Origin of the sequence: Streptomyces sp. NPDC038707 (assembly GCF_040636485.1) — a bacterium.
Taxonomy (GTDB): Bacteria; Actinomycetota; Actinomycetes; order Streptomycetales; family Streptomycetaceae; genus Streptomyces.
Genome location: NZ_JBEZUP010000030.1, coordinates 1 through 22,618, shown reverse-complemented (window position 1 = coordinate 22,618; position 22,618 = coordinate 1). Strand labels below are relative to the sequence as shown.

24 protein-coding genes are annotated in these 22,618 nt (G+C 74.5%); 16 read left to right on the top strand and 8 right to left on the bottom strand.

What is annotated here, in order from left to right; all coding sequences use genetic code 11:
* Positions 1 to 2 precede the first annotated feature (2 nt).
* Positions 3 to 911 carry an SGNH/GDSL hydrolase family protein gene (locus AB0E62_RS30580; RefSeq protein ID WP_362200967.1) on the bottom strand — a complete coding sequence of 303 codons (909 nt, stop codon included), beginning with the start codon at positions 909 to 911 and terminating at the stop codon, positions 3 to 5.
* Positions 912 to 1,017: 106 nt separating this feature from the next.
* The gene (locus AB0E62_RS30575; RefSeq protein WP_362200964.1) at positions 1,018 to 1,251 is read right to left on the bottom strand and encodes a DUF5133 domain-containing protein; all 234 of its coding nucleotides are present in this window, start codon (positions 1,249 to 1,251) and stop codon (positions 1,018 to 1,020) included.
* 387 nt (positions 1,252 to 1,638) lie between these two features.
* Between AB0E62_RS30575 and AB0E62_RS30570 the strand changes: the two genes are divergently transcribed.
* The 11 genes from AB0E62_RS30570 to AB0E62_RS30520 all read left to right on the top strand — a co-directional run bounded on the left by AB0E62_RS30570 (position 1,639) and on the right by AB0E62_RS30520 (position 13,376).
* Complete coding sequence (locus tag AB0E62_RS30570) at positions 1,639 to 2,163, top strand: hypothetical protein (protein ID WP_362200961.1); 525 nt, start codon at positions 1,639 to 1,641, stop codon at positions 2,161 to 2,163.
* Between the two features lie 395 nt (positions 2,164 to 2,558).
* Positions 2,559 to 4,688 (top strand): hypothetical protein, encoded by a 2,130-nt coding sequence (locus AB0E62_RS30565; protein WP_362200958.1) that lies wholly within the window; start codon positions 2,559 to 2,561, stop codon positions 4,686 to 4,688.
* Positions 4,689 to 4,810: 122 nt separating this feature from the next.
* The gene (gene pelF, locus AB0E62_RS30560; protein WP_362200955.1) at positions 4,811 to 6,322 is read left to right on the top strand and encodes a GT4 family glycosyltransferase PelF; all 1,512 of its coding nucleotides are present in this window, start codon (positions 4,811 to 4,813) and stop codon (positions 6,320 to 6,322) included.
* On the top strand, positions 6,319 to 7,719 hold the full coding sequence (locus tag AB0E62_RS30555) for a hypothetical protein (RefSeq protein WP_362200953.1): 1,401 nt from the start codon (positions 6,319 to 6,321) through the stop codon (positions 7,717 to 7,719). The genes pelF and AB0E62_RS30555 overlap by 4 nt, the downstream gene beginning before the upstream one ends.
* 41 nt (positions 7,720 to 7,760) lie before the next feature.
* Positions 7,761 to 8,762 (top strand): GDP-mannose 4,6-dehydratase, encoded by a 1,002-nt coding sequence (locus tag AB0E62_RS30550; RefSeq protein ID WP_362200950.1) that lies wholly within the window; start codon positions 7,761 to 7,763, stop codon positions 8,760 to 8,762.
* Between the two features lie 37 nt (positions 8,763 to 8,799).
* Positions 8,800 to 9,513, top strand: coding sequence for a sugar phosphate nucleotidyltransferase (locus tag AB0E62_RS30545; protein ID WP_362200947.1), 714 nt, complete (start codon positions 8,800 to 8,802; stop codon positions 9,511 to 9,513).
* A 7-nt stretch (positions 9,514 to 9,520) separates the two neighbouring features.
* Complete coding sequence (locus tag AB0E62_RS30540; RefSeq protein ID WP_362200944.1) at positions 9,521 to 10,420, top strand: NAD-dependent epimerase/dehydratase; 900 nt, start codon at positions 9,521 to 9,523, stop codon at positions 10,418 to 10,420.
* Positions 10,417 to 11,088 carry a spherulation-specific family 4 protein gene (locus tag AB0E62_RS30535; protein ID WP_362200941.1) on the top strand — a complete coding sequence of 224 codons (672 nt, stop codon included), beginning with the start codon at positions 10,417 to 10,419 and terminating at the stop codon, positions 11,086 to 11,088. The genes AB0E62_RS30540 and AB0E62_RS30535 overlap by 4 nt, the downstream gene beginning before the upstream one ends.
* Before the next feature lie 37 nt (positions 11,089 to 11,125).
* Entirely contained in the window at positions 11,126 to 11,779 is a 654-nt protein-coding gene (locus AB0E62_RS30530) for a 1,4-alpha-glucan branching protein (RefSeq protein WP_362200938.1), read from the top strand.
* Between the two features lie 296 nt (positions 11,780 to 12,075).
* Complete coding sequence (locus tag AB0E62_RS30525) at positions 12,076 to 12,237, top strand: hypothetical protein (protein WP_362200935.1); 162 nt, start codon at positions 12,076 to 12,078, stop codon at positions 12,235 to 12,237.
* A 377-nt stretch (positions 12,238 to 12,614) separates the two neighbouring features.
* Positions 12,615 to 13,376 carry a lysozyme gene (locus tag AB0E62_RS30520; RefSeq protein ID WP_362200932.1) on the top strand — a complete coding sequence of 254 codons (762 nt, stop codon included), beginning with the start codon at positions 12,615 to 12,617 and terminating at the stop codon, positions 13,374 to 13,376.
* A 16-nt stretch (positions 13,377 to 13,392) separates the two neighbouring features.
* Here AB0E62_RS30520 and AB0E62_RS30515 read toward each other — a convergent pair whose 3' ends face one another.
* Positions 13,393 to 13,875, bottom strand: coding sequence for a MarR family transcriptional regulator (locus AB0E62_RS30515; RefSeq protein ID WP_362200929.1), 483 nt, complete (start codon positions 13,873 to 13,875; stop codon positions 13,393 to 13,395).
* A 57-nt stretch (positions 13,876 to 13,932) separates the two neighbouring features.
* On the opposite strand from AB0E62_RS30515, the gene AB0E62_RS30510 reads away from it, so the two are divergent.
* The 3 genes from AB0E62_RS30510 (at position 13,933) to AB0E62_RS30500 (ending at position 16,658) form a co-directional block, all read left to right on the top strand.
* Positions 13,933 to 14,760, top strand: a complete 828-nt coding sequence (locus tag AB0E62_RS30510) for an alpha/beta hydrolase (protein WP_362200926.1) — start codon at positions 13,933 to 13,935, stop codon at positions 14,758 to 14,760.
* 185 nt (positions 14,761 to 14,945) lie between these two features.
* Positions 14,946 to 16,148 (top strand): SpoIIE family protein phosphatase, encoded by a 1,203-nt coding sequence (locus AB0E62_RS30505; protein WP_362200924.1) that lies wholly within the window; start codon positions 14,946 to 14,948, stop codon positions 16,146 to 16,148.
* A 9-nt stretch (positions 16,149 to 16,157) separates the two neighbouring features.
* Complete coding sequence (locus tag AB0E62_RS30500; protein ID WP_362200921.1) at positions 16,158 to 16,658, top strand: molybdenum cofactor biosysynthesis protein; 501 nt, start codon at positions 16,158 to 16,160, stop codon at positions 16,656 to 16,658.
* A 10-nt stretch (positions 16,659 to 16,668) separates the two neighbouring features.
* On the opposite strand, the gene AB0E62_RS30495 is transcribed toward AB0E62_RS30500, so the two are convergent.
* The 4 genes from AB0E62_RS30495 to AB0E62_RS30480 form a co-directional block, all read right to left on the bottom strand.
* Complete coding sequence (locus AB0E62_RS30495) at positions 16,669 to 17,769, bottom strand: aromatic acid exporter family protein (protein ID WP_362201156.1); 1,101 nt, start codon at positions 17,767 to 17,769, stop codon at positions 16,669 to 16,671.
* A gap of 410 nt (positions 17,770 to 18,179) precedes the next feature.
* The gene (locus AB0E62_RS30490) at positions 18,180 to 19,343 is read right to left on the bottom strand and encodes an AI-2E family transporter (protein WP_362200918.1); all 1,164 of its coding nucleotides are present in this window, start codon (positions 19,341 to 19,343) and stop codon (positions 18,180 to 18,182) included.
* Positions 19,344 to 19,548: 205 nt separating this feature from the next.
* Complete coding sequence (locus tag AB0E62_RS30485; RefSeq protein ID WP_362200915.1) at positions 19,549 to 20,088, bottom strand: ANTAR domain-containing protein; 540 nt, start codon at positions 20,086 to 20,088, stop codon at positions 19,549 to 19,551.
* A gap of 215 nt (positions 20,089 to 20,303) precedes the next feature.
* Positions 20,304 to 20,738, bottom strand: a complete 435-nt coding sequence (locus AB0E62_RS30480) for a DUF2267 domain-containing protein (RefSeq protein ID WP_362200912.1) — start codon at positions 20,736 to 20,738, stop codon at positions 20,304 to 20,306.
* A gap of 185 nt (positions 20,739 to 20,923) precedes the next feature.
* Between AB0E62_RS30480 and AB0E62_RS30475 the strand changes: the two genes are divergently transcribed.
* Positions 20,924 to 21,661 (top strand): MgtC/SapB family protein, encoded by a 738-nt coding sequence (locus AB0E62_RS30475; protein ID WP_362200909.1) that lies wholly within the window; start codon positions 20,924 to 20,926, stop codon positions 21,659 to 21,661.
* An 83-nt stretch (positions 21,662 to 21,744) separates the two neighbouring features.
* On the opposite strand, the gene AB0E62_RS30470 is transcribed toward AB0E62_RS30475, so the two are convergent.
* Complete coding sequence (locus AB0E62_RS30470) at positions 21,745 to 22,236, bottom strand: DUF1360 domain-containing protein (RefSeq protein WP_362200906.1); 492 nt, start codon at positions 22,234 to 22,236, stop codon at positions 21,745 to 21,747.
* A 186-nt stretch (positions 22,237 to 22,422) separates the two neighbouring features.
* On the opposite strand from AB0E62_RS30470, the gene AB0E62_RS30465 reads away from it, so the two are divergent.
* Positions 22,423 to 22,618: FAD-dependent monooxygenase (locus AB0E62_RS30465; RefSeq protein ID WP_362200903.1), on the top strand; the 196-nt coding region annotated here is incomplete at its 3' end.

The following is a 22,618-nucleotide window of genomic DNA, read 5'->3' as shown; positions in this document are numbered from 1 at the left end:
GTTCAGCCGCGTCCCCGCTCCAGCCGGTCCAGCACGGCCCGTGCCATGGCGGCCTCGCCGCGGGCGTTGGGATGTGCGGGCGCGGCGGGAGCGGCCGGCTGGAGCGGCTCGATCCACCGGTCGGCGGGCGCCTGGCACATGTCGTGGCCCCTGGTGGGGCTGTAGGTGTCCACGTACTCGGCCCGGTTCACCGCGGCCACCAGCCGCAGCATGCCGTTCAGCCGCTTCTCGGTGTCCCGCAGGTAAGGGAAGTCCCCCCGCGCGAACGGGACCTGGGGGAAGCAGCCGCTGCCGTCGTCGGGCAGCAGGGCGGGATAGCCGACGACGAGCACCCGGGCGTGCGGGGCCCGGACGCGCACCGCACGCAGCACCCGGTCCACCTTCGGTGCGGTGCGCAGCACGGCGAGCGCCAGCTCGTCGTGCCCCGAGGTCCGGTACGCGCGCTCGCAGGGGTTGCCCTGCGGGTCCTGGGCGGCGAGCCGGGCGCAGGTGCCGATGACGGCGCTGAAGCCGACGTCGTTGCCGCCGATCTGCACGGTCACCAGGTCGGTGTGCCGGTCCAGCGCGTCGAGCTGGGGCGGGTTGGCGCCCTGGGCCCGCCCCATCTCGGCCGTCGTGGCCCCGCCGCAGCTCACGTCCGTGAACGAGTCCGTCCTCCGCTCGGCGGCCACCAGCGAGGGGTAGTTGTGGTCCGAGCGGGCGCAGCCGGCGTCCACCTGTGCCGGGATACCGGGGCCCGAGGCGTAGGAGTCGCCGAGCGCCACATACGCGGCCGGGCGGCCGTGCCCGCCCGGGTGCCCCGTGTGCGCCCCGGCCGGTGGTGCCGTCGCCGCCCCGGCCAGGACGCATCCGCCCAGCGCCGCCGCCAGTGCGGCGGCCCGCCGCCTCGCCCGCCGTTTCTCGCGCCCCATAGGCCCTCCGCCTGTGCTCGCCCTCGCCGTTCGACCGGATCTGTATACCGTCCGGCACCCGCCGGCGGCCAGAAGCGGGAGGCGGCGAGTTGGGGGGAGGCGTGGCTCAGGCGGACGCCTGGAGCAGGGAGTCGTCCTCCGGGCGGGCCCCGGACAGGCGGTGGCGGGCGGCGATCAGGGCCATGTCGACATCCCGGGTGCCGGTGGCCACGCACAGCGTGTAGGAGATGTCCGCGAGCCGCTGCCGGGCCTCGGGGGTGCTCTCCTCGGCCCCGAGCAGGGACAGGGCCTCGTACTGGGCGATGAGGTCCTTCAGTACCGCGGGGTGTGCCATGAGCATGCGCTTCGCCTCCTGATGATCCCCCGAACGAACGAATTCGCAGGCCGGATACCCCCGCGTTCCGGGGACATGCCCAGGCCGGTGTGACGTGCGGCGGCCGGAATCCGTTCTGTGGCCGGAAAAGGCCCACCTCACAAGCGGTGGCCCCCGTTCCGTCGCCGGAGGGGACGGCGGGTCCGCGCCAACGGAGTCCCGTGCCCCACCGGGCCGCCGACTGGCGCCCTCCCCGCGTGTGCACCGCGTCCGGCGTGCGGGGATGCGCGAGCGGACGTGACATCACACCGCCATCGCAGCTTCTTCACACGAGGATCACTTTCGGCCGATCCGGCTCCGGATCCGTGCACGGGTACAGACGCCACCCCAGGCCCGTGCCTAGCCTCCCGGGCCATGCGATCACCTCTGCCGAGACGCCTCGGTCTCACCGCCGTCCTCGCCTTCCTCCTCGCCGTCTTCGGCCTCGTCCCGAGCGCGAGCGCCGACCCCGCGCCGACCACCCTGACCTTCGCCACCGACTCCGCCACCACCACCCCCGGCGGCACGGTGAAGCTCTCGATGACGCTCACCAACAACAAGACCTACGACGTCTGGTTCGTGTACCAGACCATCGACCCGACCTGGCTGACCACCCAGCGCCCGGACCTGAAGTACAGCTTCACCGGCTGCAGCCTGGCCACCGCCTCCGGCTCCACCCCGTGCTCCGGCACCGGCCCGAGCAACCTCGGCGCGAACTACGGCGCCACCATCCCGCCCGGCCAGAGCCGCACCGTCACGCTGACCCTCCAGGTCGCCGCCGACTCCGGCTGCAACGGCAACATCGGCTTCTACTCGTACTACTACGCCGAGTTCAGCGACAGCAGCAACACCAACGGCGGGCCGGTCTACACCCCTGAAACGCGGGTGCTCTGCGCCTGACGGGCGGGGCGGCGACCGCGCGCCGGTGACCGGAAAAAGCCCCTGCGGCGCGCCCGTCACGGGGCGCACCAGGACACATCGCCCGGCGGACCGCACGGTCCGCCGGTGCGTCGTCCAGTGGCCGGACCAGCCCGCCGGGCCCGTCCCGCGGTCTGTACCACTAGGCGCCGCGGACGGGAAAGAGGCCCGCCTGGTTGCCTCGGCGGACAGCCGACGCGCACGTTTTTCCGTCATGTTTCGTAACTCGACCACAAAAGCTCCACAGAGACATCACCATGTGACGCGACGGAAGCGAGGCGACCGGGTTCTGAGGGGGACGCCGGCGTCGCGCGAGGGGGTGCGTCCGCTCCATGGGAGCCGTGCTCACCCCTGTCCGGGGAGGGGACTTCACCGCAATGAAGCGGACCATACGCACCACCGCCCTGACGGCGGGCGCGCTCATCGCCGCGCTCGCCCTGCCGGCCGGCCCGGCCCGGGCCGACACCACCACGCCCCGCATCGACCTCAGAGTCCTGGTGGTGAGCGATGGCGGCCCGGCCACCGCCGCCATCACCGCCGAACTCGACACCTCGGGCACGCCGTACACCACGGTCGACCTCACCCGAGCCGACCGGCCCACCATCGACGCGGCCTTCCTCGCCGACACCGTCGACGGCCGCCCGCGCGCCAAGTACCAGGCCGTCGTCCTGCCCAACGACAACCCGTTCGCGGCCGGCAGCGCCGAGATGAGCGCGCTCGCCGCCTACGAACAGACGTACGCGATCCCGCAGGTCGACGCCTACACGTACGCACGGCCGCAGGTCGGTCTCCAGGTCCCCACGTTCGGCGGCTACTCGGGCAGCGTCGACGGCGTCCGCGCCCAGGTCACCCCCGCCGGCCAGGCCGGACCCTTCGGCTATCTCGACGGCGCCGTCCCCTTCGAGGACAACTCGCCGACCGTCGGCGAGAGTTACGCCTACCTGTCGGCCCCCGCCGCCGGCGCCGACTTCACCCCGTACGTGCAGGCACCCGTCCCGGGCACCACGAAACAGGGCTCGCTGGTCGGCGAGTACCGCCACGACGGCCGGCGCGAACTGGTCGTCACCTTCGTCTACAACCGGTACCAGCAGCAGTTCCGGCTGCTGGCCCGCGGAATCGTGGAGTGGATGACCGGAGGGGTGCACCTCGGCGCCTCACGCAACTACTTCGCCGTCCACGTGGACGACGTGTTCGCCGCCGACGACCGCTGGGACACCCAGTTGAACTGCACGCCCGGCGACGTCGACTGCGCGAACGGCGGCGGCACCCCCAACCCGATCCGGATGACCCCGGCGGACGTCGACCAGGCCATCGCCTGGCAGAACAGCCACCGCTTCACCCTCGACCTGGCCTATAACGGCGCCGGCAGCGTCGACCAGCGCGAGGACAACGACGGTGTCGACCAGCTCGCCGACAAGCTGATCGCCGACCGGAACGAGTTCCGCTGGATCAACCACACCTACACGCACGCCTTCCTCGGCTGCGAGCAGAACGTCACCGTCGTGCCCTGGACCTGCGCCACCAACTTCGACGGCAGCACCAAGTGGGTCAGCCTCGCCACGATCGACTACGAGATCGCCACCAACCGCGTCTGGGGCCAGGTCGCGGGACTCCCCCTGGACACCGAGGAGTTGGTCACCGGCGAGCACTCCGGCCTGAAGATCCTGCCGCAGCAGCCGCAGGACAACCCCAACCTGGGCCTCACGCTCACCGCCGAGGGCGTCAAGTGGCTCGCCTCCGACAACTCCCGCGACCCCGAACAGCGCAGGGTCGGCCCGGCCACCACCGTCTCCCGCTACCCGATGAACGTCTTCTACAACGCGGGCCGGGCGGCCGAACAGGTCGACGAGTACAACTGGCTCTACACCAGCCGCGCCCAGGGCGGCAGCGGCATCTGCGAGGACAACCCGGCCACCACCACCTGCCTGCCGGCCCCGCTGGACCCCGCCACCGGCTACACCGGCTACATCGTGCCGCTGGAGACCCGGATCGCCCTCGGCCACGTGCTGTCCAACGACCCCAAGCCGCACTTCATCCACCAGTCCAACCTCGCCGAGGACCGCATCGCCTACCCGGTCCTGAACGGCGTACTCGACGGCTACGACGCCCTGTTCGCCGACAACACCCCGGTCGTCAACCTGCGGATGAAGGCCATCGGCGCCGAACTCCAGCGCCGGGCCGCCTGGAAGAGCGCCGTACAGGCCGGCCGGGTCACCGCCTACCGCGTCGGCACCACCGTCACCGTGCAGGGACCGGGCGGCACCGCCGTCCCCGCCACCCTGCCCACCGGCACCACCCTCGGCAACGCCGCCTACGGCAGCGCGTACGCGGGCGCGGTCTCCGGCTGGACCGCCTCCGCCGGCACCCCGCTGACCTTCACCCTGCCGTCCGCCGCCGCCGCGCCCGCCGCGCACCCGGACGGCACCGCCGCCACCACCGCGCCCGCCCCGCGCACCAAGGTCCCGGCGGGCGTCACCGAGCGGGTCCCGTACACCTCGGACAGCTGAACGCGCTCCGCCCCAGGGCCCGTCCGCTCCCGCACAGGGCGGACGGGCCCCGGTCCCGCCCGCCCACCGGCGGCCGGGACCCGACCGACACCACCCCACACCTCGGCCGCGGAGCCCCATCCATGCACGTTCAGCACGGCGCGCACCCCACCGGCGCGGCGCACGTCACCCTGCTCACCGAAGGCACCTACCCGCACAGCCACGGCGGCGTCAGCGTCTGGTGCGACCAGCTCGTCCAGGGCATGCCCGACCTCGACTTCGACGTCATCGCCGTCACCGGCACCGGCAGCGAACCCGTCGTATGGGAACTGCCCGGACACGTCCACAGCGTGCGGTCCGTCCCCATGTGGGGAGCCCCGCCCCAGGGCCGGCCGCCCCGGGGCCGCGCCCTGACCCGGCTCGCCGACGCCTACGAACGCTTCCTGACCGCGCTGCTCGACCCGCGGGCCGAGGACCGGTTCCCGGCCGCGCTGTACGCCCTCGCCGAGGCCGCCGCCGAGGGCACGCTCAGCGCCTTCCTGCGCGGCGACCGGGCCGTCTCCCTGCTCGCCGGGGTGTGGAACCGCCCCGGCCTCGCCGTCCGCGAGGCCCGGCCCACCCTGCACGACGCGGTCACCGCCACCACCCTGCTGGAACACGCCCTGCGCCCGCTCGCCGCGCCCCCGCCCCGCCGGGGCGTGGCCCACGCCGTCAGCGGCGGGGTGGCCGTCCTGCCGGGACTGGCCGGCCTGGCACGGCACCAGGTCCCGCTGCTGCTCACCGAGCACGGCGTCTACCTGCGGGAACGTTACCTCGGCTATCGCACGGCCCCCTACCGCTGGCCGGTGAAGGCCGTCGTCCTCGGCTTCTTCCGGCTGCTGGCCGAGGAGACCTACCGGCGGGCCGCCCTGATCACCCCCGGCAACCGCTACAACCGGCTGTGGGAGGAACAGGGCGGCGCCGACCCGCGGTCCATCCGCACCGTCTACAACGGCGTGGACCCCGCCGCCTTCCCGCCCGCCGGCCCCGAACCCGCCACGCCCACCCTCAGCTGGGCCGGCCGGGTCGACCCCATCAAGGACCTGGAGACCCTCATCCGCGCCTTCGCCCTGGTCCGCAAGGAGATACCCGAGGCCCGGCTGCGCCTCTTCGGCGGCACCCCACGCGGCGGGGAGGCGTACCGGGAACGCTGCGAGGCGCTCGCCGCCGACCTGGGCCACGCCGACGCCGTCACCTTCGAGGGCCGGGTCGACGACATCAAGGACGCCTACGCGGCCGGGAACGTGGTGATGCTCTCCAGCATCAGCGAGGGCTTCCCGTTCACCCTGATCGAGGCCATGTCCTGCGGCCGGGCCACCGTCTCCACCGACGTCGGCGGCGTCCGCGAGGCCGTCGGCGACACCGGCCTCGTCGTCCCGCCGCGCGACCCCGAGCGCATGGCGGCGGCGGCACTCGAACTGCTCGGCGACGCCGGACGGCGCCGGGCGATGGGCGAGGCCGCCCGGCTACGGGTGATCGAACAGTTCACGCTGCGCCAGACCATCGACACCTTCCGCTCCATCTACCTCGAACTTCCCCACCACGCCCGGCCGTTCGCCCAGCCCGCCGCACGCGGACAGCACCTCCGGGCCGCCGCGGGGAGCCTGGCCGGATGAGCGGGCCCATGGCGCTCGAACCGGGCGGCGCCGAACAGGACACCCTCGCCCTGCGGCTCGCCCACCCGCCCGCCCGGGGCGACGACCACACCCTCGCCCTGCGGCTGCCCGGGCACGGCCCCGACCCGGAGGCGGTCAGCCGGCTGGCCGCCACCCTCGCCGACCGCATCGGCCCCGCCGTCCACCCCTACGAGGTCGCCGCCCTGCTGGAGGCCGAGGGCCTGACCGCCGAGCAGATCAAGCAGCGCTACGGCCACCCCAACCTCTTCTCCCTCGCCACCGCCCTGTACGAACAGGTGCCCCGCACCTACCCGGAACCCGCGCCCCCCGCCGACCCCTGGCGCCCCGACACCGTCCGCTGCCTGCTGCGCGGGGTCCTGTTCGCCCTGCCCGGCCTCGCCTACCTGCTCACCGCGCCGCTGTGGCACCCCGGCCGGCACAGCGCCGCACCGATCGTCGCCGGCCTGGTCTCCTGGGCCTGGGGCCAGGCCCTCGGCCACCGCGCCCACCTGCGGCTGGCCACCGGCCGACGGGAGGCCGCCCGCACCCTGCTGACCGGCGCCCCGCTCGGCGCCGCCCTCGCCACCGCCGCCGCGGCCCCGCTCGCCGGCCCCGGCCCGGTGCTGCTCGCGGCGGCGGCCCAGTCGCTGTACCTCGCCGCGGCCGGCGTGCTGCTCGTGCTGGCCCGCGAGCGGCTGCTGCTCGCCGCGCTGACCCCGCTGATCGCGGGCGCCGCCGTGCTGCCCTGGTGGGAACCCGGCACCGTGGTGCGCGCCGGACTGCCGCTGCTGGCCCTCGTCGCCACCCTCGCCGCCACCGGCCACGTCCTGCGCGGCGCCCTCGCCACCCCGGCCGCCGCCACCGCCGGCGGCACCCGGCCCCGGCCGCTGTGGTCCCTGCCGTACGGGCTGTTCGGGCTGGCCGCCGGGGTGCTGGTGCTGCTGGAGGGGCGGCAGGAGCCGTACGCGGTGATCGTGCTGACGGTCAGCATGGGCCCCGCCGAATGGCTGCTGTACCGCTACCGGGGCCTGTCCGTGGCCGCGCTGCGCGCCACCGCCACCCCGGCCGGCTTCCTGCTGCGCTCCGCCGCCGTCCTCGCCGGCTGCCTGGTCGCCTACCTGCTGCCGCTGCTGCCCGCCGCCCGGCTGACCGGCGCCGCCCCGGCCCCCCTGCTTCTCCTCGCGGCCACCCTGTGGACCGCGCTGCTCCTCCAGGCGTTCGGCACCGCCTGGCCGCCGGCCGTCATCTGCCTGGCCGCCGCCGCGGTGGCCGGCCTCGTCCCGATGCTCCGGCCGCCGCCTCACCCCGCCGTCCTGCCCCTGTGCTGCGCCGCCGCCGTCCTGGCCCTGGTGACGTACGCGCTGCTGCTGCTCGGCCGCCCCGCCCGGCACGTCTGATCCCGTCCCCGCACCGCCGACCCACCGGAAGGACACCCCTGTTGACCTCCCAACCGCTCGCCGCCGTCACCGGAGCCGAGGGCTTCATCGGCTCCCACCTCACCGAGGCCCTGGTCGCCTCCGGCCACCGGGTCAGAGCCATGGCCCAGTACAACTCCTTCTCCTCCTACGGCTGGCTGGAGACCCTCGCCCCGGACGTGCTGGACCAGGTGGAGATCGTCCTCGGCGACGTCCGCGACCCCGGCTCGGTCCGCGCCCTGCTCGACGGCGCCGACACCGCCTACCACCTGGCCGCCCTCATCGCGATCCCGTACTCCTACCAGGCGCCGCACAGTTACGTGGACACCAACGTCACCGGCACCCTCAACGTGCTGGAGGCGGTCCGCTCCCTCGGCACGCCCCGGCTGGTGCACACCTCCACCAGCGAGACCTACGGCACCGCGCGGACCGTGCCCATCACCGAGGACCACCCCATCAACACCCAGTCCCCGTACGCCGCCTCGAAGGCCGGCGGGGACCGGCTCGCCGACAGCTACCACGCCAGCTTCGACACCCCCGTCGTCACCCTGCGGCCGTTCAACACCTTCGGGCCCCGGCAGTCCATGCGCGCGGTCATCCCCACCGTCATCGGCCAGGTCGCGGCGGGAGAGCGCACCATCACCCTCGGCGACCTGCGGCCCACCCGGGACTTCACGTTCGTCAAGGACACCGCCCAGGCGTTCCTCGCCGTCGGCACCGCGCCCGCCGCCGACGTCGTCGGCCACACCTTCAACGCCGGCACCGGCGGCGAGATCTCCGTCGGCGACCTGGTCGCGCTGATCGGCAAGGTGATGGACACCGCCCTCGACGTCCGCGCGGACCCCGCCCGCATCCGGCCCGCGGGCTCCGAGGTGATGCGCCTGGTCTGCGACGCCACCCGGCTCACCCGGGCCACCGGCTGGCGGCCCGCGCACACCCTGGAGCAAGGTCTCGCCCACACCGTGGAGTTCTTCCGCGATCCGGCCAACCTGGCCCGCTACAAGACCGGCATCTACAACATCTGACCGTCCGGTACGCATCGCCCCACCAAGGAGGAGCCCCATGCACGCAGTGATCCTGGCCGGAGGCAAGGGCGTCCGGCTGCGGCCCTACACCACCGCGCTGCCCAAGCCGCTCGTCCCGATCGGCGACCAGCACGCCATCCTGGAGATCGTGCTGCGCCAGCTGTCGGCCGCGGGCTTCACCCGCTGCACCCTGGCGATCGGCCACCTCGGCGAGATCATCCGCGCCTACGTCGGCGACGGCTCCCAGTGGGGCATGACCGTCGACTACGCCACCGAGGAGAGCCCGCTCGGCACCATGGGCCCGCTGCTGGGCCTCAGGGACCGGCTGCCCGAGACCTTCCTCGTGATGAACGGCGACGTCCTCACCGACCTCGACTACGCCGACGTGCTGCGCCGCCACCGGGACTCCGGCGCGCCGCTCACCATCGCCACCTACGCCCGCAAGGTGAACATCGACTTCGGCGTGCTCACCACCGACGCCAGCAAGGTCGTCGCCTTCACCGAGAAACCCAGCATGGACTACCGGGTCTCCATGGGCGTCTACGGCCTCAGCCGCGCCACCCTGGACGACTACACGCCCGGCCTGCCGCTCGGCTTCGACGAACTCGTCCTCGACCTGCTGCAGGCGGGAAACCCGCCGCACGCCTACGAGTTCGACGGATACTGGCTGGACATCGGCCGCCCCGACGACTACGACCGGGCCAACGCCGAGTTCACCAGCCGCAAGTCCCTGCTGCTCAAGGGAGCCTGAGTACCGCATGCGCATCCTCGTCCTCGGCGCCACCGGATACCTGGGCCGCCATGTGGCCGGGCGACTGCGCGCCCTGCCGGGCGCGCACGTCCTCGCCGCCGGCCGCTCGGCCGACGCCGGCCTCGCCGCCGACCTCGCCCGCGACCGGCCGGAACGCCTCGCCGAGACCCTGGCGGCGGCGGCCCCCGACGCCGTGGTCAACTGCGCGGGCGCCACCGGCGGCGACCCCGTGACCCTGGCCGAGGTCAACGCCCGGGGCCCCGCCGCGCTCTGCGCGGCCCTGTGCGCGGCGGCCCCCACGGCCCGCCTGGTGCACCTGGGGTCGGCCGCCGAGTACGGACCGGGCACCCCGGGCGTGCGGGCCGTCGAGTCGGCACCCGCCTGCCCGGTCACCCCGTACGGCGCGACCAAGCTGGCGGGCACCCTCGCGGTGACCTCCGCCGCCCTGGACGCGGTGGTGCTGCGGGTCGGCAACCCGGTCGGCCCGGGAGCGCCCGCGGCGAGCCTGCCCGGCCGGCTGGCCGCCCTGCTCCGACCGGCCGGACGGGACCCCGAGGCGGTGCTGCGCCTCGGGGACCTCTCCGCCCACCGGGACTTCGTCGACGTACGCGACGTGGCCCGGGCGGTCGAGCGCGCCGTCACGGCCCCCGCCCCGCTGCCCAGGGTGCTCAACATCGGCGGCGGCACGGCCGTACCGGTACGGGAGCTGGCGCACGGCCTGGCCCGGCACGCCGGCTTCCGGGGCCGCCTGGAGGAGAACGCGGGCGGCTCGGCGCGCTCGGCACAAGTGTCCTGGCAGTGCTCGGACGTCTCCGCCGCCGCCCGGGCCCTCGGCTGGCGGCCGGCGCACAGCCTGGACGACGCCCTCGCCGCGCTGTGGGCGGCCACCCTGGAGCGGGTGCCGTGAGCCTGCTGGTACCGCTGTACGTGCACCCGGCCGACGACCCCGGCGCCTGGCACCGGCTGATCGCGGCGGCCGGCCGCACCTGTGCCGTCGTCCTCAACCCGGCGAGCGGGCCCGGCACCGCCCCCGACCCCGCGTACACGGCGGTGGCCCGGGCGCTGCGCACGGCCGGGGCCCGCCTGCTCGGCTACGTCGACACCGACTACGGCGTGCGGGAGCGGGCCCGGATCACCGAGGAGGTACGCCGGCACCGGGAGTGGTACGCGACCGACGGCTGCTTCCTGGACCGGGTGACCGCCGGCCCGGACGGGCTGCCCGCCTGCCGCCGGCTGGTGCGGGACCTCAGGCGCTCCGGCGCCGGTACCGTCGTGCTCAACCCGGGCGTGCATCCGGCGCCCGGCTATGTCCGCCTGGCCGACCTCACCGTCACCTTCGAGGGGCACTGGAGCACGTACGTGTCGTCGTTCACCCGGCCGCCCTGGACCGCCCGGCACCCGCCCGAGCGGCTGTGCCACCTCGTCTACGGCGTCCCCGAGGTCCTCGTACCGCTCGCGGTCCGCACCGCGCACGAGCGGGGCGCCGCGGTGTGCGGGCCGGTCACCGGCGAACCCCCCAACCCCTGGGCGGCGTTGACCCCGGCACTGACCGGCGGCAGCGGTGTGCAAGGCTGAGCGGACCAGCAACCGCACCCGGGAGGAAGCGACCGGCATGGCCGTCATCCACCACACCACCATCAAGCCGACCAAGACCGAACTGCTCGCCGGCTGGCTGCCCGGCCGCCCCTGGTACCGCGGCGGCCCCGCCCCGGTGCTGGAGAAGTCCGGCGGGTTCCGGCTGGACGACCCCGAGGGCGAGGTCGGCATCGAGTTCATCGTCGCCACCGACACCGCGAGCCCCGGACGGACGGCGTACCTGGCACCGCTCACCTATCGCGGGGCGCCGCTGGAGGGTGCCGGGCACGCCCTCGTCGGCACCATGGAGCACGGGGTGCTGGGCACGCGCTGGGTCTACGACGGCTGCCACGACCCGGTGCTGACCGCCGAGGTGCTGGCGCTGATCGAGGGCCGGGCCCCGGCGATGGCCCAGAGCATCACCGACACCCCCGACCGCGAGGTGACCCGCTCCTTCACCGGCGCCCCCCTGAAGCCGGACGGGTTCACGCCCGAGCCGTCCGACGACGCCGACGGCACGCACCTGCCCCTGCCGGGCGGCACGGTCCTCCACGTCCACCGCGTCCTCGAACCCGTCACCGGGGAGCGTCCGCCGGCGCCCCAGGGCACGCTCGGCCATGTCACCACCGGCTGGCCGGGCCCGGACGACAGCCGGCTGTGGGCGGTGCTGATGACACTGCGCCAGGCCTGAGTCCCGCGTACCACCGGTGACGGACCGCGGCCCCGGCCGCCGGGATGCCAGGACGGCCGGGCCGGTCGGTCAGGCGGCGGGCCGATCCCCGGACCCGTCTGCGTCCGTTCCGCGGCTTCACGGCGCGGCGCGTTCCCCGGGGAAACCCGGCTCGGTGGGGTCGAGGATCCTGTCGCGCGGCGGCGTGGTGCCGACGGGTTCCCCAGGGCAGTGGCCGAGGTGGTGCTTCACGTGCGGGTTCCCCGCCCTGTGCCGTTCTGGCATGCTGAGCGGGCTGCTTGATCAAGGGGGGAGTCATGGACGAGCACGAGCTGAAGCGCGCGGCTGAAGTCGGACTGGATCAGCGAGAGGCTGACAAACGCACGGTGGAGCGACTGCAGGCGCTTGCCTTCCGTCTTTTCTGCGTGGGCTTGCTGTCCGCCCTCTGTGCTTGGCTGCTGGGCAAACTCTTTACTTGAGACGCGACGAGGCCGCGATCGAGCGTGTGACACACAGGTGGGCGAGGGCCGCTCGCAGCGTCTGAACCGTTGCGAAGCCGCCTCGCGCCGCGCCGCCCGCCTGTGTCCGCACGGCGCCGCCCTCCGACGGGTGGCGGGGCGGCACCGGCCGCTTGTGGACTCGGTCGAGCGGTCACCGGTGTGCCCGGCGTCGATGCCGCCGACGACAGCCACCCGCACGGGTCAACCCGCGGCCGCGGACGGCTTCGCCCGGCGCAGTCCGGAGTGCGGCGGATGCCCGTCCCGGGTCAGATGGACTCGTGCGAACCCCTGTATGTTTTCTCCCCGGCCGGTACCGTCTCCGCCTCACCGGCGCCCTGACCGTCCTCCTCCTGTCCTTGTCCAGCCCCCCGGCCGCGCCGGTCACGCCCGACCCGACCGGAGGCCCGCTCACCCGCGGCAACGCCTACATGGGCATCGGTGTCCTCGCGCACGACGGTGCCTCGGGCGCCCCGCCCCCGGACTCCCGCGCCACCCAGACCGAGGGCGTGGACGTCTCCAGCCACCAGGGCGACGTCGACTGGCGGGCGCTGTGGGACAGCGGTGTCCGGTGGGCGTACACCAAGGCCACCGAGGGCACGTACTACACCAACCCCTACTTCACCCAGCAGTACGACGGCTCCTTCGACGTCGGCATGGTCCGCGGCGCCTACCACTTCGCCACCCCGGACACGACCGGCGGAGCCGCGCAGGCCGACTACTTCCTGGCGCACGGCGGCGGCTGGTCGGCCGACGGCAAGACCCTCCCGGGCGTCCTCGACATCGAGTGGAACCCCTACGGCGACTCCTGCTACGGCAAGTCGGCGAGCGCCATGGTCGGCTGGATCCGCGACTTCCTCGACCGCTACAAGTCCCGCACCGGCCGGGCGGCGGTCGTCTACACGGCCACCAGCTGGTGGACCGAGTGCACCGGGAACTACGCCGGCTTCGGACCGGTCACCCCGCTGTGGATCGCGCGCTACGCCTCCACCGCGGGGACGCTGCCGGCCGGCTGGTCGTCGTACACCATGTGGCAGTACACCTCTTCGGGCCCCGCGGTCGGCGACCACGACCGCTTCAACGGCTCCCAGGACAAGCTGCGGGAGTTCGCCGCCGGCTGAGCCCGCGGGCCCGGGCTCAGTCCACGTCCACGTCGTCGAAGAGAGCGTGCATCGCGCCGAGGACCCGGAGACAGGCGTCGACGTCGGCCATGGTCAGGTCGCCGTCGACCCGGCGCAGCAGCTCGTGCTCGCGGGCCCGTACGGCGCCGATCGCCGCCCGGCCGCGCTCGGTGAGCCGGATCAGAGAGGACCGGCGGTGTGCGGGGTTGGGCACGCTCTCCACCAGCTCCTGCCGTGCCGCGTCGTTCACCATCCGCTGTACGAACTGGCGGCTGAGCGCCTGCGCCCGGCCCATCTGCGGCACCGTCAGCGGGCCCCGGGCGCGCAGCAGATCGAGGACGGCGCGGACGCCGACGGAGAGGCCCTCGACCGGTGCCGCCTGCTCCACCTTGCGGTGCACCCGCCGGTAGAGCGGGCCGACCAGGTCGAAGACCTCGGTGAGGCGTTCGGCCAGTTCGTCCGGGGTGGAACGGGCGGGCGTGGTGCGGTCGTCGTTCATGGGTAAAGAATGACACCTTGGTTGCCAACTCGCTCGCGGAATGACACCTTGGTTGTCATGACTGTCGATCTGGCATCCCTTCCCGTCCGCGCTCTGCCGACCTCCGACGGCCGCCTCGCCTACCGCGAGACCGGCTCCGGCACGCCCCTCGTCCTGCTGCACGGCGGCTTCACCGACCACCGCATGTGGGAGGCGCAGATCCGGGCCTTCGCACCGAGCCACCGGGTCATCGCCTGGGACGCCCGCGGCCACGGCGCCTCCGACAACGCCACCCGCCCGTTCCGGCAGGCCGACGACCTCGCCGCGCTGCTCCGCGGGCTCGACGCCGCCCCGGCCGTACTCGTCGGGCTGTCGATGGGCGGCGGCATCGCGACCGACTGCGCGCTCGAGCACCCCGGGCTGGTCCGCGCGCTCGTCGTCTGCGGGGCCGGCACCAGCGAACCCGTCTTCGAGCACCCCTGGGTGCTCCAGGTCATCGCCGACCAGCAGCGGAGCCTGGCCGCGGGCGACCTGGAGGGCTGGGCGGACGCGTTCGCGCGGTGGGCCGCGGGCCCGGACCGGGAGCTGTCCGAGGTCGACCCCGAAGTGGTCCGCCTGATCCGGGAGACGGGGCTGGCCACGCTGCGCAAGCACACGCCCGGCGAACCCGATCACCGCGTCCCCGTCACCCGGACCTGGGAGCGCGTGCCGGACATCGAGGTCCCGCTGCTCACCGTCAACGGCGCCCTGGACTCCCCGGACCACCGTGCCATGGCCACCCGGCTCGCGCGCCTCGTCAGGGACGGCCGCAGCGTCACCGTGCCGGGTGCCGCCCACTACCCGAACATGGAGAACCCGGACGCCTTCAACGCCGAACTGTCCGCCTTCCTGGAACGGTTGCCGTAGCCCGGCGGCGGGGGAGCGGGCCGGGCCCCCGGGCGGCCGTGCCCCGGCGGGTGTGCGCGGGCTTCCCCGGCGGGGTACCCGGAGGCGCAGCGGCCTGACCCGGGCGGGCGTACCGGCACTGCGGGGCGCCTGCCCCGAGGGGAGACTGCTGGGAGGACGAGCGCTGCCTGGGTGGTGATGCAGAGGTGACCGCAGAACCGGGCGGGGCCCCGCTGGAGGACTTCCTCGCCGACCCCGCCAGCTGCACCCTGGACATGGCGAGCGCCGTCGCCCGCTGCGCGAAGGCGCTCGGCCTGAGGCACGCCGTGATCTACCTCGCCGACCTCCAGCAGCGGCACCTCGTACCCCTCACCGACGTCACCACGGCCCTGCCCATCGACGAGTCCCTCGCCGGCTGGTGCTACCGCACCCAGTCGCTGCGCGTGGAGGAGTCCGAGCGGGACGGCATCACGGCGTGGTTCCCGCTGCTCGACGGCGCCGAACGCCTCGGCGTCCTCGCCGTCCACACCCGGACGCTCACCGCGGAGTCCCTGCATCAGGGCCGGGCACTGGCCGCCCTGCTCGCCATGATGACCACCTCCAAACGCGCGTACAAGGAGACCTTCGTACGGCGGACCCGCACCCGGGAGATGCACCTGCCCGCCGAGATGCTGCGCGCGTTCCTGCCGCCGCGCACCATCGGCAACCCCCACGTCGTCTCCACGGCCGTCCTCGAACCCGCCTACGACCTCGGCGGCGACGCCTTCGACCACGCCCTGACCAACAACACCCTGCACGCCGTCGTCCTGGACGCCATGGGGCACAACCTGCTCTCCGGGCTGACCAGCGCGGTCGCCCTGGCCGCCTGCCGCAACGCCCGGCGCAACGACGCCGACCTGCGGGTCCTGGTGGACAGCGTGGACGAGGCCCTCACCCGGTGGCTGCCGGACCAGTTCTGCACCGGGATCCTCGCCCGGCTCGACTTCCGCACCGGCCGGCTGGACTGGTTCAACTGCGGCCACCCCGCGCCGCTGCTGATCCGCGGACAGCGGCTCGTCGTCGACGCGCTGTCCCGCGAGGCCGACCCGCCGATGGGCCTGCGGTCCCTGCTGTCCGCGCGGGACCGGCAGGTGCACACGGCCCAGCTCCAGCCCGGGGACCGCGTGCTGCTCTACACCGACGGCGTCACCGAGGCGCGCACGGCCGACGGCCGGCTGCTCGGCCTGGAACGGTTCGCGGACTACGTCATCCGGGCCAGCGCCACCGGCGAGATCGCCCCCGAGACCCTCCGGCGCCTGATCCACTCACTGCTGGACTCCCAGGACAGCCGGCTGCGCGACGACGCCACGATCGTCATGGTCGAGTGGGAGCCGGACGCCCCGCGGCCGGCCTCCGGCCTCCCCGGCTAGGCTCGGCGGGTGCCGCGCGTCCGGATACTCCAACTGCTGGTCTCCCCGGTGCACCGGCTCGCCGGCCGGCCGGGCGACGGCCCGCCCGAGCTGCCGCCCGGGGAACGGGTGACCCGCGCCGAGGTGCGCGCCGGCCTCGGCATCGTCGGCGACCGGTACTTCGACCAGGCCGCCCACCGGGACGCGTCGGTCACCCTGATGGCGGCCGAGCGACTGTCCCCGCCATATCCGGCCGACCTCCTCCTGACCCGGCGCAACGTCCTGCTGAGCGGGGTCGACATCGACGCCTGCGTGGGCGCGACGGTCGTCCTCGACTGCGGATACGGGGCGGTGGAACTGGAGGTGCGCCGCGCCGCCCGGCCCTGCGCCTGGATGGACGTCACCCTCGGACCCGGCGCCCAGCGCTTCCTGCGCGGCGGCGGGGGAGTGCGGTGCCGGCCGCTGACCGACGGCGTCCTCGCCGTCGGCCCCGCCGAGTTCGGGATACGGCACCCCGGCCCCGGAGCCTGACGGCCTCCGGCTAGGTGCCCGAGGCGAGCAGCTGGTCGGCCAGTCGGTGGGCCTGGGCCAGCAGCGCGCCGTAGGTGGCGACCTGGTCGGGGTCGTCCGTCGTGGCACGGGCCAGGTCCCGGCGCAGCACGGTGAGGGCGCCGCGCAGGTCCGAGACGGCCTCGCGCAGCTCGTCCTCGCGGTCGTCGCCGAACCGGCTGTGACCGTAGAGCCGCAGGGCGCGGGCGGTCCGGCACAGGAACTGCGCGTACCGCCGGGCCAGTGCCGGGTCCGGCCGGGTGGCCGCGTGGTCCTCGGCGGCGGCCTCCAGCACCGTACGGGTCACCTCGACGGTGTGCACGGCCGCGTAGTCCAGCACCACCAGCGCGTCCTCGCACCCGTCGGCCGACGGTGCGGCACCGGCGCGGCGGCGCGGGTTGGCGCGCAGGCTCTCCCGGCTCCACTCCACCGCCGAGCGGACCTGCTCCACCAGCCGGGGCAGCCGCAGCGCCCGGTCGTGCCAGGCGCCGGCCTCCCCGGCGTCCCAGCGGCCCGCGGCCAGGCCGTCCGCCACGTCCCGCAGGATGCCGTGCGCCTCCTCCACCGCGTCCCGCAGGGACGCCTCGGTGTCCCGCAGATACAGCGGCGGCCGCACGAGCGCGTTGACCGCGATGCCGACCACCGCGCCGAACAGGGCCTCGGCGAGCCGGGCGCCCGAGGTGGCGACACTCACCGATCCGTTGGTCAGGACGAACAGGGCACCGGTGGCCGCGTACACCCCCTGGCTGCCCAGCCGCTGCCACCGGCCCAGCAGCATCGCCAGCGGCAGCACCACCGCCATCGCGGCCACCGTGCTGGGCAGCAGCAGCCCGACCGCCGTGGCCGCGATCGTGCCGGCCGCGATCGCCGCGAGCTGTTGCAGCCCGTGCGCGATGGACCGGTAGACGGTCGACTCCACCAGCACCACCGCGACCCACGGCGCGACGAACGCCACCGGCGCCTTCAGCCACCAGCCCGCCACCGCCCAGGCCAGCCACGCGGCGAACGCCGCCTTCACCGCCTGTACGGCCAGGTCCCGTTCCCGGCCGGGTCCCGCCCAGGCCCGCCGCGCCGCGTCCGCGGCGGACGACAGATCGCGCCGCAGCGCCTGCCACGTCACTCGTATCCCACGCACACGGTCCCGGGTGCCACCTCCCGCGCCCTTCCATGCGCCGGCGCACGAGGGTGGCGCCGTGGGACCGAGCACACGACCGCGGCGCCGCCTCCCTGGGACGGGGGGGACGGCGCCGCCTTCCTCACACGCCTCGCGGCGTCAGACCAGCCACCCGAGGAAGTGGGCGAGCCCGGCGAGGATGTCGGTGAGAAGGTTCATGTCGTGCTGCTCCTTGCGGTGTTTCCGAGTGGGACATGGTGAACTCCGGTCTGCAGCCCGTCCGTTCACACCCCATGAGTGTCGTCCCGGCACACCGGTCACGGTGGTCGCACGAGCGACGATCACCTGTTCCAGGGAACAACTGATCCCTTGTTCGGGCGGTTCACACCTCAGGGTGGCACCGCCCGCAGGGCGTTCAGCACCGCCCACACCACCGACACCAGCGGCACCGCCACCACCGCGCCGATCACCCCCGCGACGATGCTGCCCGCGATCACCGACACGGCCACGACCAGCGGATGCAGCCGCACCGCCCAGCTCATCACGAGCGGATGCAGCACATGCCCCTCCAGCTGGCCGATCACCACGATCAGCACCAGCACCCCCACCGCGGTCCACGGCCCCCGCCCGGCCAGCGCCACCACCGTGGCCACGCCGAGCGCCACCGGAGAGCCCACCAGCGGAACGAACGCGGCGAAGAACTCCAGCAGTGTCAGCGGCAGCGCCAGCGGCACCTCGAGCACCAGCAGCACCACGCCCACCAGGACGGCGTTGGTGGCGGCCACGATGATGATGCCCCGCGTGTACCCCGCGAACGTCCGCCAGGCCGCCCCGCCCGCCCGGTCCCACATCGCACGGGCGCCGCTCGGCAGCAGCCGGTTCCGCGCCCAGGCCCACAGGCGCTCCCCGGAGTGCAGGAAGAACACCGACGCGAACAGCGCCAGCGCGGCGCCGGTCACCAGCTCCACCACCCGGCCCAGCTCGCCGACCGCACTGCCGATCAGCGCCGACCGGTGCGTGGCCACGTAGTGCGTCACCTGATCCTGCAACCGGGACAGCGCGCCGGGCCCCAGCCGCAACGGCGGCCGGCGCAGCCACTCCTCGATGCGGTGCACCCCGCCGCGGAACTCACCCGTCAGCCGGCCCGACTCGTCAGCCACCGCGCTGCCCACCAGCGCGAGCAGTCCCAGCAACAGCACCACACTGCCCAGCAGCGTCAACGCCACGCACAGCGGCCGGGGCAGGAACCGGGCGAGCAGATCGGTCGGCGGGCGCAGCACGGACGTCACCACCAGCGCGGCGAACAGCGCCACGGCGATCAGCTGGAAGCTGCCGAGGACGCTGAACACGCCGTAGACGGCGATCCCGACGAGGATCAGCCGCCAGGCGTACGACGCGGCCACCCGCAGCCAGGGCACCGTCCGCTCCGCCGCCACGGGCCCGGCGCGGGGCGGGACCGGCCGGCGCACCGAGTACGCCGGCCGGCTGCCCAGGACCGCGCCCCGGGTCCGGCCGGACCGCCCGCCCCCGGAGCGGCGCGCATCGCCCACCACCGCCGCCGCCTCCTCAGTGCCTGACGCCCGGTCACCTCACAGCACCGTAAGCACACCGCGCGGGGACGGCGCGCCCGGCGCGCGTGCGGGTGTACGGGTGCCGGCACCACGTGGTCACCGGACCTTCACAAGCGGAGCGGATGGGCCGTACGGGGATCGGGGCACCCGGCCAGGGTCGTCGGCAGGGAGGGAGAGCCCCCGGTGATCACCGTGACGGTTCTGCTGTTCCCCGTGCTCGGCCTGATGCTGTTCGGGCTGGACCAGGTCGAGGACCGGTGGGTGCTGCGGCCCCCCGGCCGGCCGCGCTCCCGGCACCGCTGGCTCCGCCGGGGCCGGCTGCCGCGCCGGCCCCGCTTCCGGTGGCGTCGGCGGGCGCGGGCAGGCCGTCACCGAGGGGCGCGGGCCGCCCGCCGCACCGGCGGTAGCGGACGATCGCCTTCGCCAGTTCCCTCCGCTCGGGTTCCGGAAGGGCGCCGCCCTGGACGTAGTCGAGGACGTGCTCGGCGACCGTCCGCAGCTTGACGTTCGTGCGCTGGGACACGTCCCGCAGCGCCCGCCAGGCCTCCTCCGGGGCGATCTGCCCCAGTGCCACCACGGCACCCATGGCCTGGTCGATCACCGCGTGCGAGGTCACGGCGCGCTGGAGCTGCCGGTTCTCCTCCAGCAGGCGGTCGTACTCCGCTGCCAGGTCGGTCGTCGAGAGCAGGGCCAGGGGCCGGATGCGGGAGAGGGCGAAGAAGGCCATGGAGCACCTTTTCGGGTGGGGGGCGTCACGGCCTACGCCTGCCCCCGGCGGGCGCCCGCACACGAAGTGAATCGGCCGCACGGTCCGCCGTCCCAGGGGGCGGCCCGGCGGAAGTGCGGCGGGCCGGGTGACGCAGGTCCTCGGCTGTGACGGGCGCACGACGCCTGCTGGCGGGCCCGGGTCTCCTGCGCGGTCCGCTGGCCCGGTGGCCGTCGTCAGCCGAAGCGCCCCATGTCCTCCGTCGCGCGTTTCACCGGCAGCAGTTCCCGGATGTCCGCGGGCAGGGCGCCCGCCATCCGCTCGGTCAGTTCCGGGGCGAGCGCGGCGTCCAGCACCTCCAGCACCGCGGCGGCGTCCCGCAGCGCCCGGTCCTCGTCGGTGCCGGCCCGGACCGCGACCCGTCCGGTGAAGGTGGTCAGTCCGAACCGCTCGCCCGCCGCACCGGAGTCCCGCCCGGCTGAGGCGTCGGCGGCCTCCCGCACGGCCGCCGCCATGTCCGGCGGCAACTGGGCGGCCACATGCCGGGCGAGCCCGGACGGCAGCCGTTCCGCCAGCGTGCTGAGGACCGCGTGCGCGGCCCGTTCGGCCGTACCCCGGTCCGGCAACTGGGCCAGCGCCTGCACCTTCCCGATCATCTCGTCGTGCCGCATGAGACCGGTCCCTTCCGCACGATCGCGCACCGTACGTCCGTCCCGCGGGCGGGGCGCCCCCGCGCCGGGTACCCCGCGCCCGTCCCGGGTCACCGGCGACCCGGGACGGGCTCCCGGTTGCGTCGGCCGCCCGTCCCGGGGTACGTGTCGGCAGCGGGAATCGAACGCGGAGGCGGGAGGTGCGCATGGCGGCTGGGGGACTGGCGGCACCGTTGTGGGACCTCCAGAACGGGCAGGGTCCGCGGCAGCTGGCCGAACTGGGGCTGGCCCTGCTGCTGTCGAGCCTGATCGGCTGGGAGCGCGAGGCCCAGCAGAAGAGCGCGGGGCTGCGCACCCATACCCTGGTCGGCATCGCGAGCGCCCTGATGATGGAGGTCTCCCAGCACGGCTTCGCCGCGGTGCTCGGCCTGCAGAGCGTGTCCTTCGACCCCTCACGTGTCGCGGCGCAGATCGTCTCCGGGATCGGCTTCATCGGCGGCGGGCTGATCTTCGTACGACGGGACGCCGTGCGGGGTCTGACCACGGCCGCCACCATCTGGCTGACCTGCGCGGTCGGCATGGCCTGCGGCGGCGGGCTGCCCGTGCTGGCGCTGGCGGTGACGGCCCTGCACTTCCTGGTGGTCCGGGGCTTCCCGCGGCTCGCGGCCCGGCTGGTCCCCGGCCGGGCCGCCACCTCGTTCGAGGCGCGCCTGACCTACCGGACCGGGTCGGCGCTGCTGCCCCGCCTGTTGCAGACCTGCACCCGGCGCGGGTTCCGCATCGTGCAGGTCAAGGTCGAACGGCTGCCCGGCCGCACCGACGACGCCGCCCGGGTGCTGCTGCACCTGGAGGGCACCGCTGATCCCTCGGGGCTGGCGTCGGAGCTGTTCCGGGACGACGGCGTGCTGGACGTGGAACTGTCCACCGCGTCGGCGGAGGAATGACCGCGTCGCGGAGGAATGACCGCCCGCCCGCGCCTCCACCCGCCCGCGCCTCCACCCGGCCGCGGGTCCGTCCCCCCTCCCGCTCAGCCTTCGACCGCCTGCTGGGTCGCCGTCCAGGCGTACTGGAGCCAGTCCGCCACGGTGAGCGCGGCGAAGCCGGCGCCGACCAGCCGCGTCAGCCGGGGGGACGCGGCGTACGAGCACGCCAGGGCGCCGGCCGCCCAGGCCGCGGTGCAGAACGGGCAGGAGACCAGGTCGCCGACGGCCTTGCGGAGCCCGCTGCCCTTCGGCTCGTCCATGACCTCGGCGGCCTTGCCCTCGTCCGCGCGCCGGGTGAACGGTGCCCGGACGAAGCTGGTGATCTTGTCCTTGGTCACCACCCGGGACGCCTTGTACGCCGCCGTGCCCATCAGCAGCACGTCCCACGGCGGCACGTCCTGCGGCAGCCGTACGCCCCGGCGCCGGGCCACCAGGGCGAAGCCGCCGATGCCCGCCGCGAACGCGGAGGCGAGAGCGGCGTACCCGCCCAGCGGCAGGTCCTCCCCGTCGTCGTAGCGTGCGGCGTCCGTTGTCATGAGCCCTCCAAGATTCCACCGGTGTCCTGCGGCCCCGTACCGGGCGCGGGACGAGTGCCCTGCCGGCCGGCGGCGACACGCGGTCTTGTGACGGCGGCCGGGCGGGGTATATATTCATCATGCGATGAATAACATGCGATGAACAACACGGGATGAACAACTGCTCCTGAGAAGGGCGGTACGGCGATGGACGGCAGGACCACATGCTGTGTCGTGGGCGGCGGACCGGCGGGCATGGTGCTCGGGCTGCTGCTCGCCCGCGCCGGCGTCCGGGTGACGGTGCTGGAGAAGCACGCCGACTTCCTGCGCGACTTCCGCGGCGACACGGTCCATCCGTCGACCCTCGCCCTGCTGGACGACCTGGGCCTGGCCGAGCGCTTCG

Bases quoted from the DNA above. Each gene is read 5' to 3' on its own strand.
- AB0E62_RS30575 (WP_362200964.1), bottom strand. From the start codon at position 1,251: ATGCTCATGGCACACCCCGCGGTACTGAAGGACCTCATCGCCCAGTAC.
- AB0E62_RS30525 (WP_362200935.1), top strand. From the start codon at position 12,076: ATGGACGAGCACGAGCTGAAGCGCGCGGCTGAAGTCGGACTGGATCAG.
- AB0E62_RS30515 (WP_362200929.1), bottom strand. From the start codon at position 13,875: ATGAACGACGACCGCACCACGCCCGCCCGTTCCACCCCGGACGAACTG.
- AB0E62_RS30510 (WP_362200926.1), top strand. From the start codon at position 13,933: ATGACTGTCGATCTGGCATCCCTTCCCGTCCGCGCTCTGCCGACCTCC.
- AB0E62_RS30470 (WP_362200906.1), bottom strand. From the start codon at position 22,236: ATGACAACGGACGCCGCACGCTACGACGACGGGGAGGACCTGCCGCTG.
- AB0E62_RS30480 (WP_362200912.1), bottom strand. From the start codon at position 20,738: ATGCGGCACGACGAGATGATCGGGAAGGTGCAGGCGCTGGCCCAGTTG.
- pelF (WP_362200955.1), top strand. From the start codon at position 4,811: ATGCACGTTCAGCACGGCGCGCACCCCACCGGCGCGGCGCACGTCACC.
- AB0E62_RS30555 (WP_362200953.1), top strand. From the start codon at position 6,319: ATGAGCGGGCCCATGGCGCTCGAACCGGGCGGCGCCGAACAGGACACC.
- AB0E62_RS30545 (WP_362200947.1), top strand. From the start codon at position 8,800: ATGCACGCAGTGATCCTGGCCGGAGGCAAGGGCGTCCGGCTGCGGCCC.
- AB0E62_RS30485 (WP_362200915.1), bottom strand. From the start codon at position 20,088: ATGGCCTTCTTCGCCCTCTCCCGCATCCGGCCCCTGGCCCTGCTCTCG.
- AB0E62_RS30530 (WP_362200938.1), top strand. From the start codon at position 11,126: ATGGCCGTCATCCACCACACCACCATCAAGCCGACCAAGACCGAACTG.
- AB0E62_RS30540 (WP_362200944.1), top strand. From the start codon at position 9,521: ATGCGCATCCTCGTCCTCGGCGCCACCGGATACCTGGGCCGCCATGTG.
- AB0E62_RS30570 (WP_362200961.1), top strand. From the start codon at position 1,639: ATGCGATCACCTCTGCCGAGACGCCTCGGTCTCACCGCCGTCCTCGCC.
- AB0E62_RS30565 (WP_362200958.1), top strand. From the start codon at position 2,559: ATGAAGCGGACCATACGCACCACCGCCCTGACGGCGGGCGCGCTCATC.
- AB0E62_RS30475 (WP_362200909.1), top strand. From the start codon at position 20,924: ATGGCGGCTGGGGGACTGGCGGCACCGTTGTGGGACCTCCAGAACGGG.
- AB0E62_RS30580 (WP_362200967.1), bottom strand. From the start codon at position 911: ATGGGGCGCGAGAAACGGCGGGCGAGGCGGCGGGCCGCCGCACTGGCG.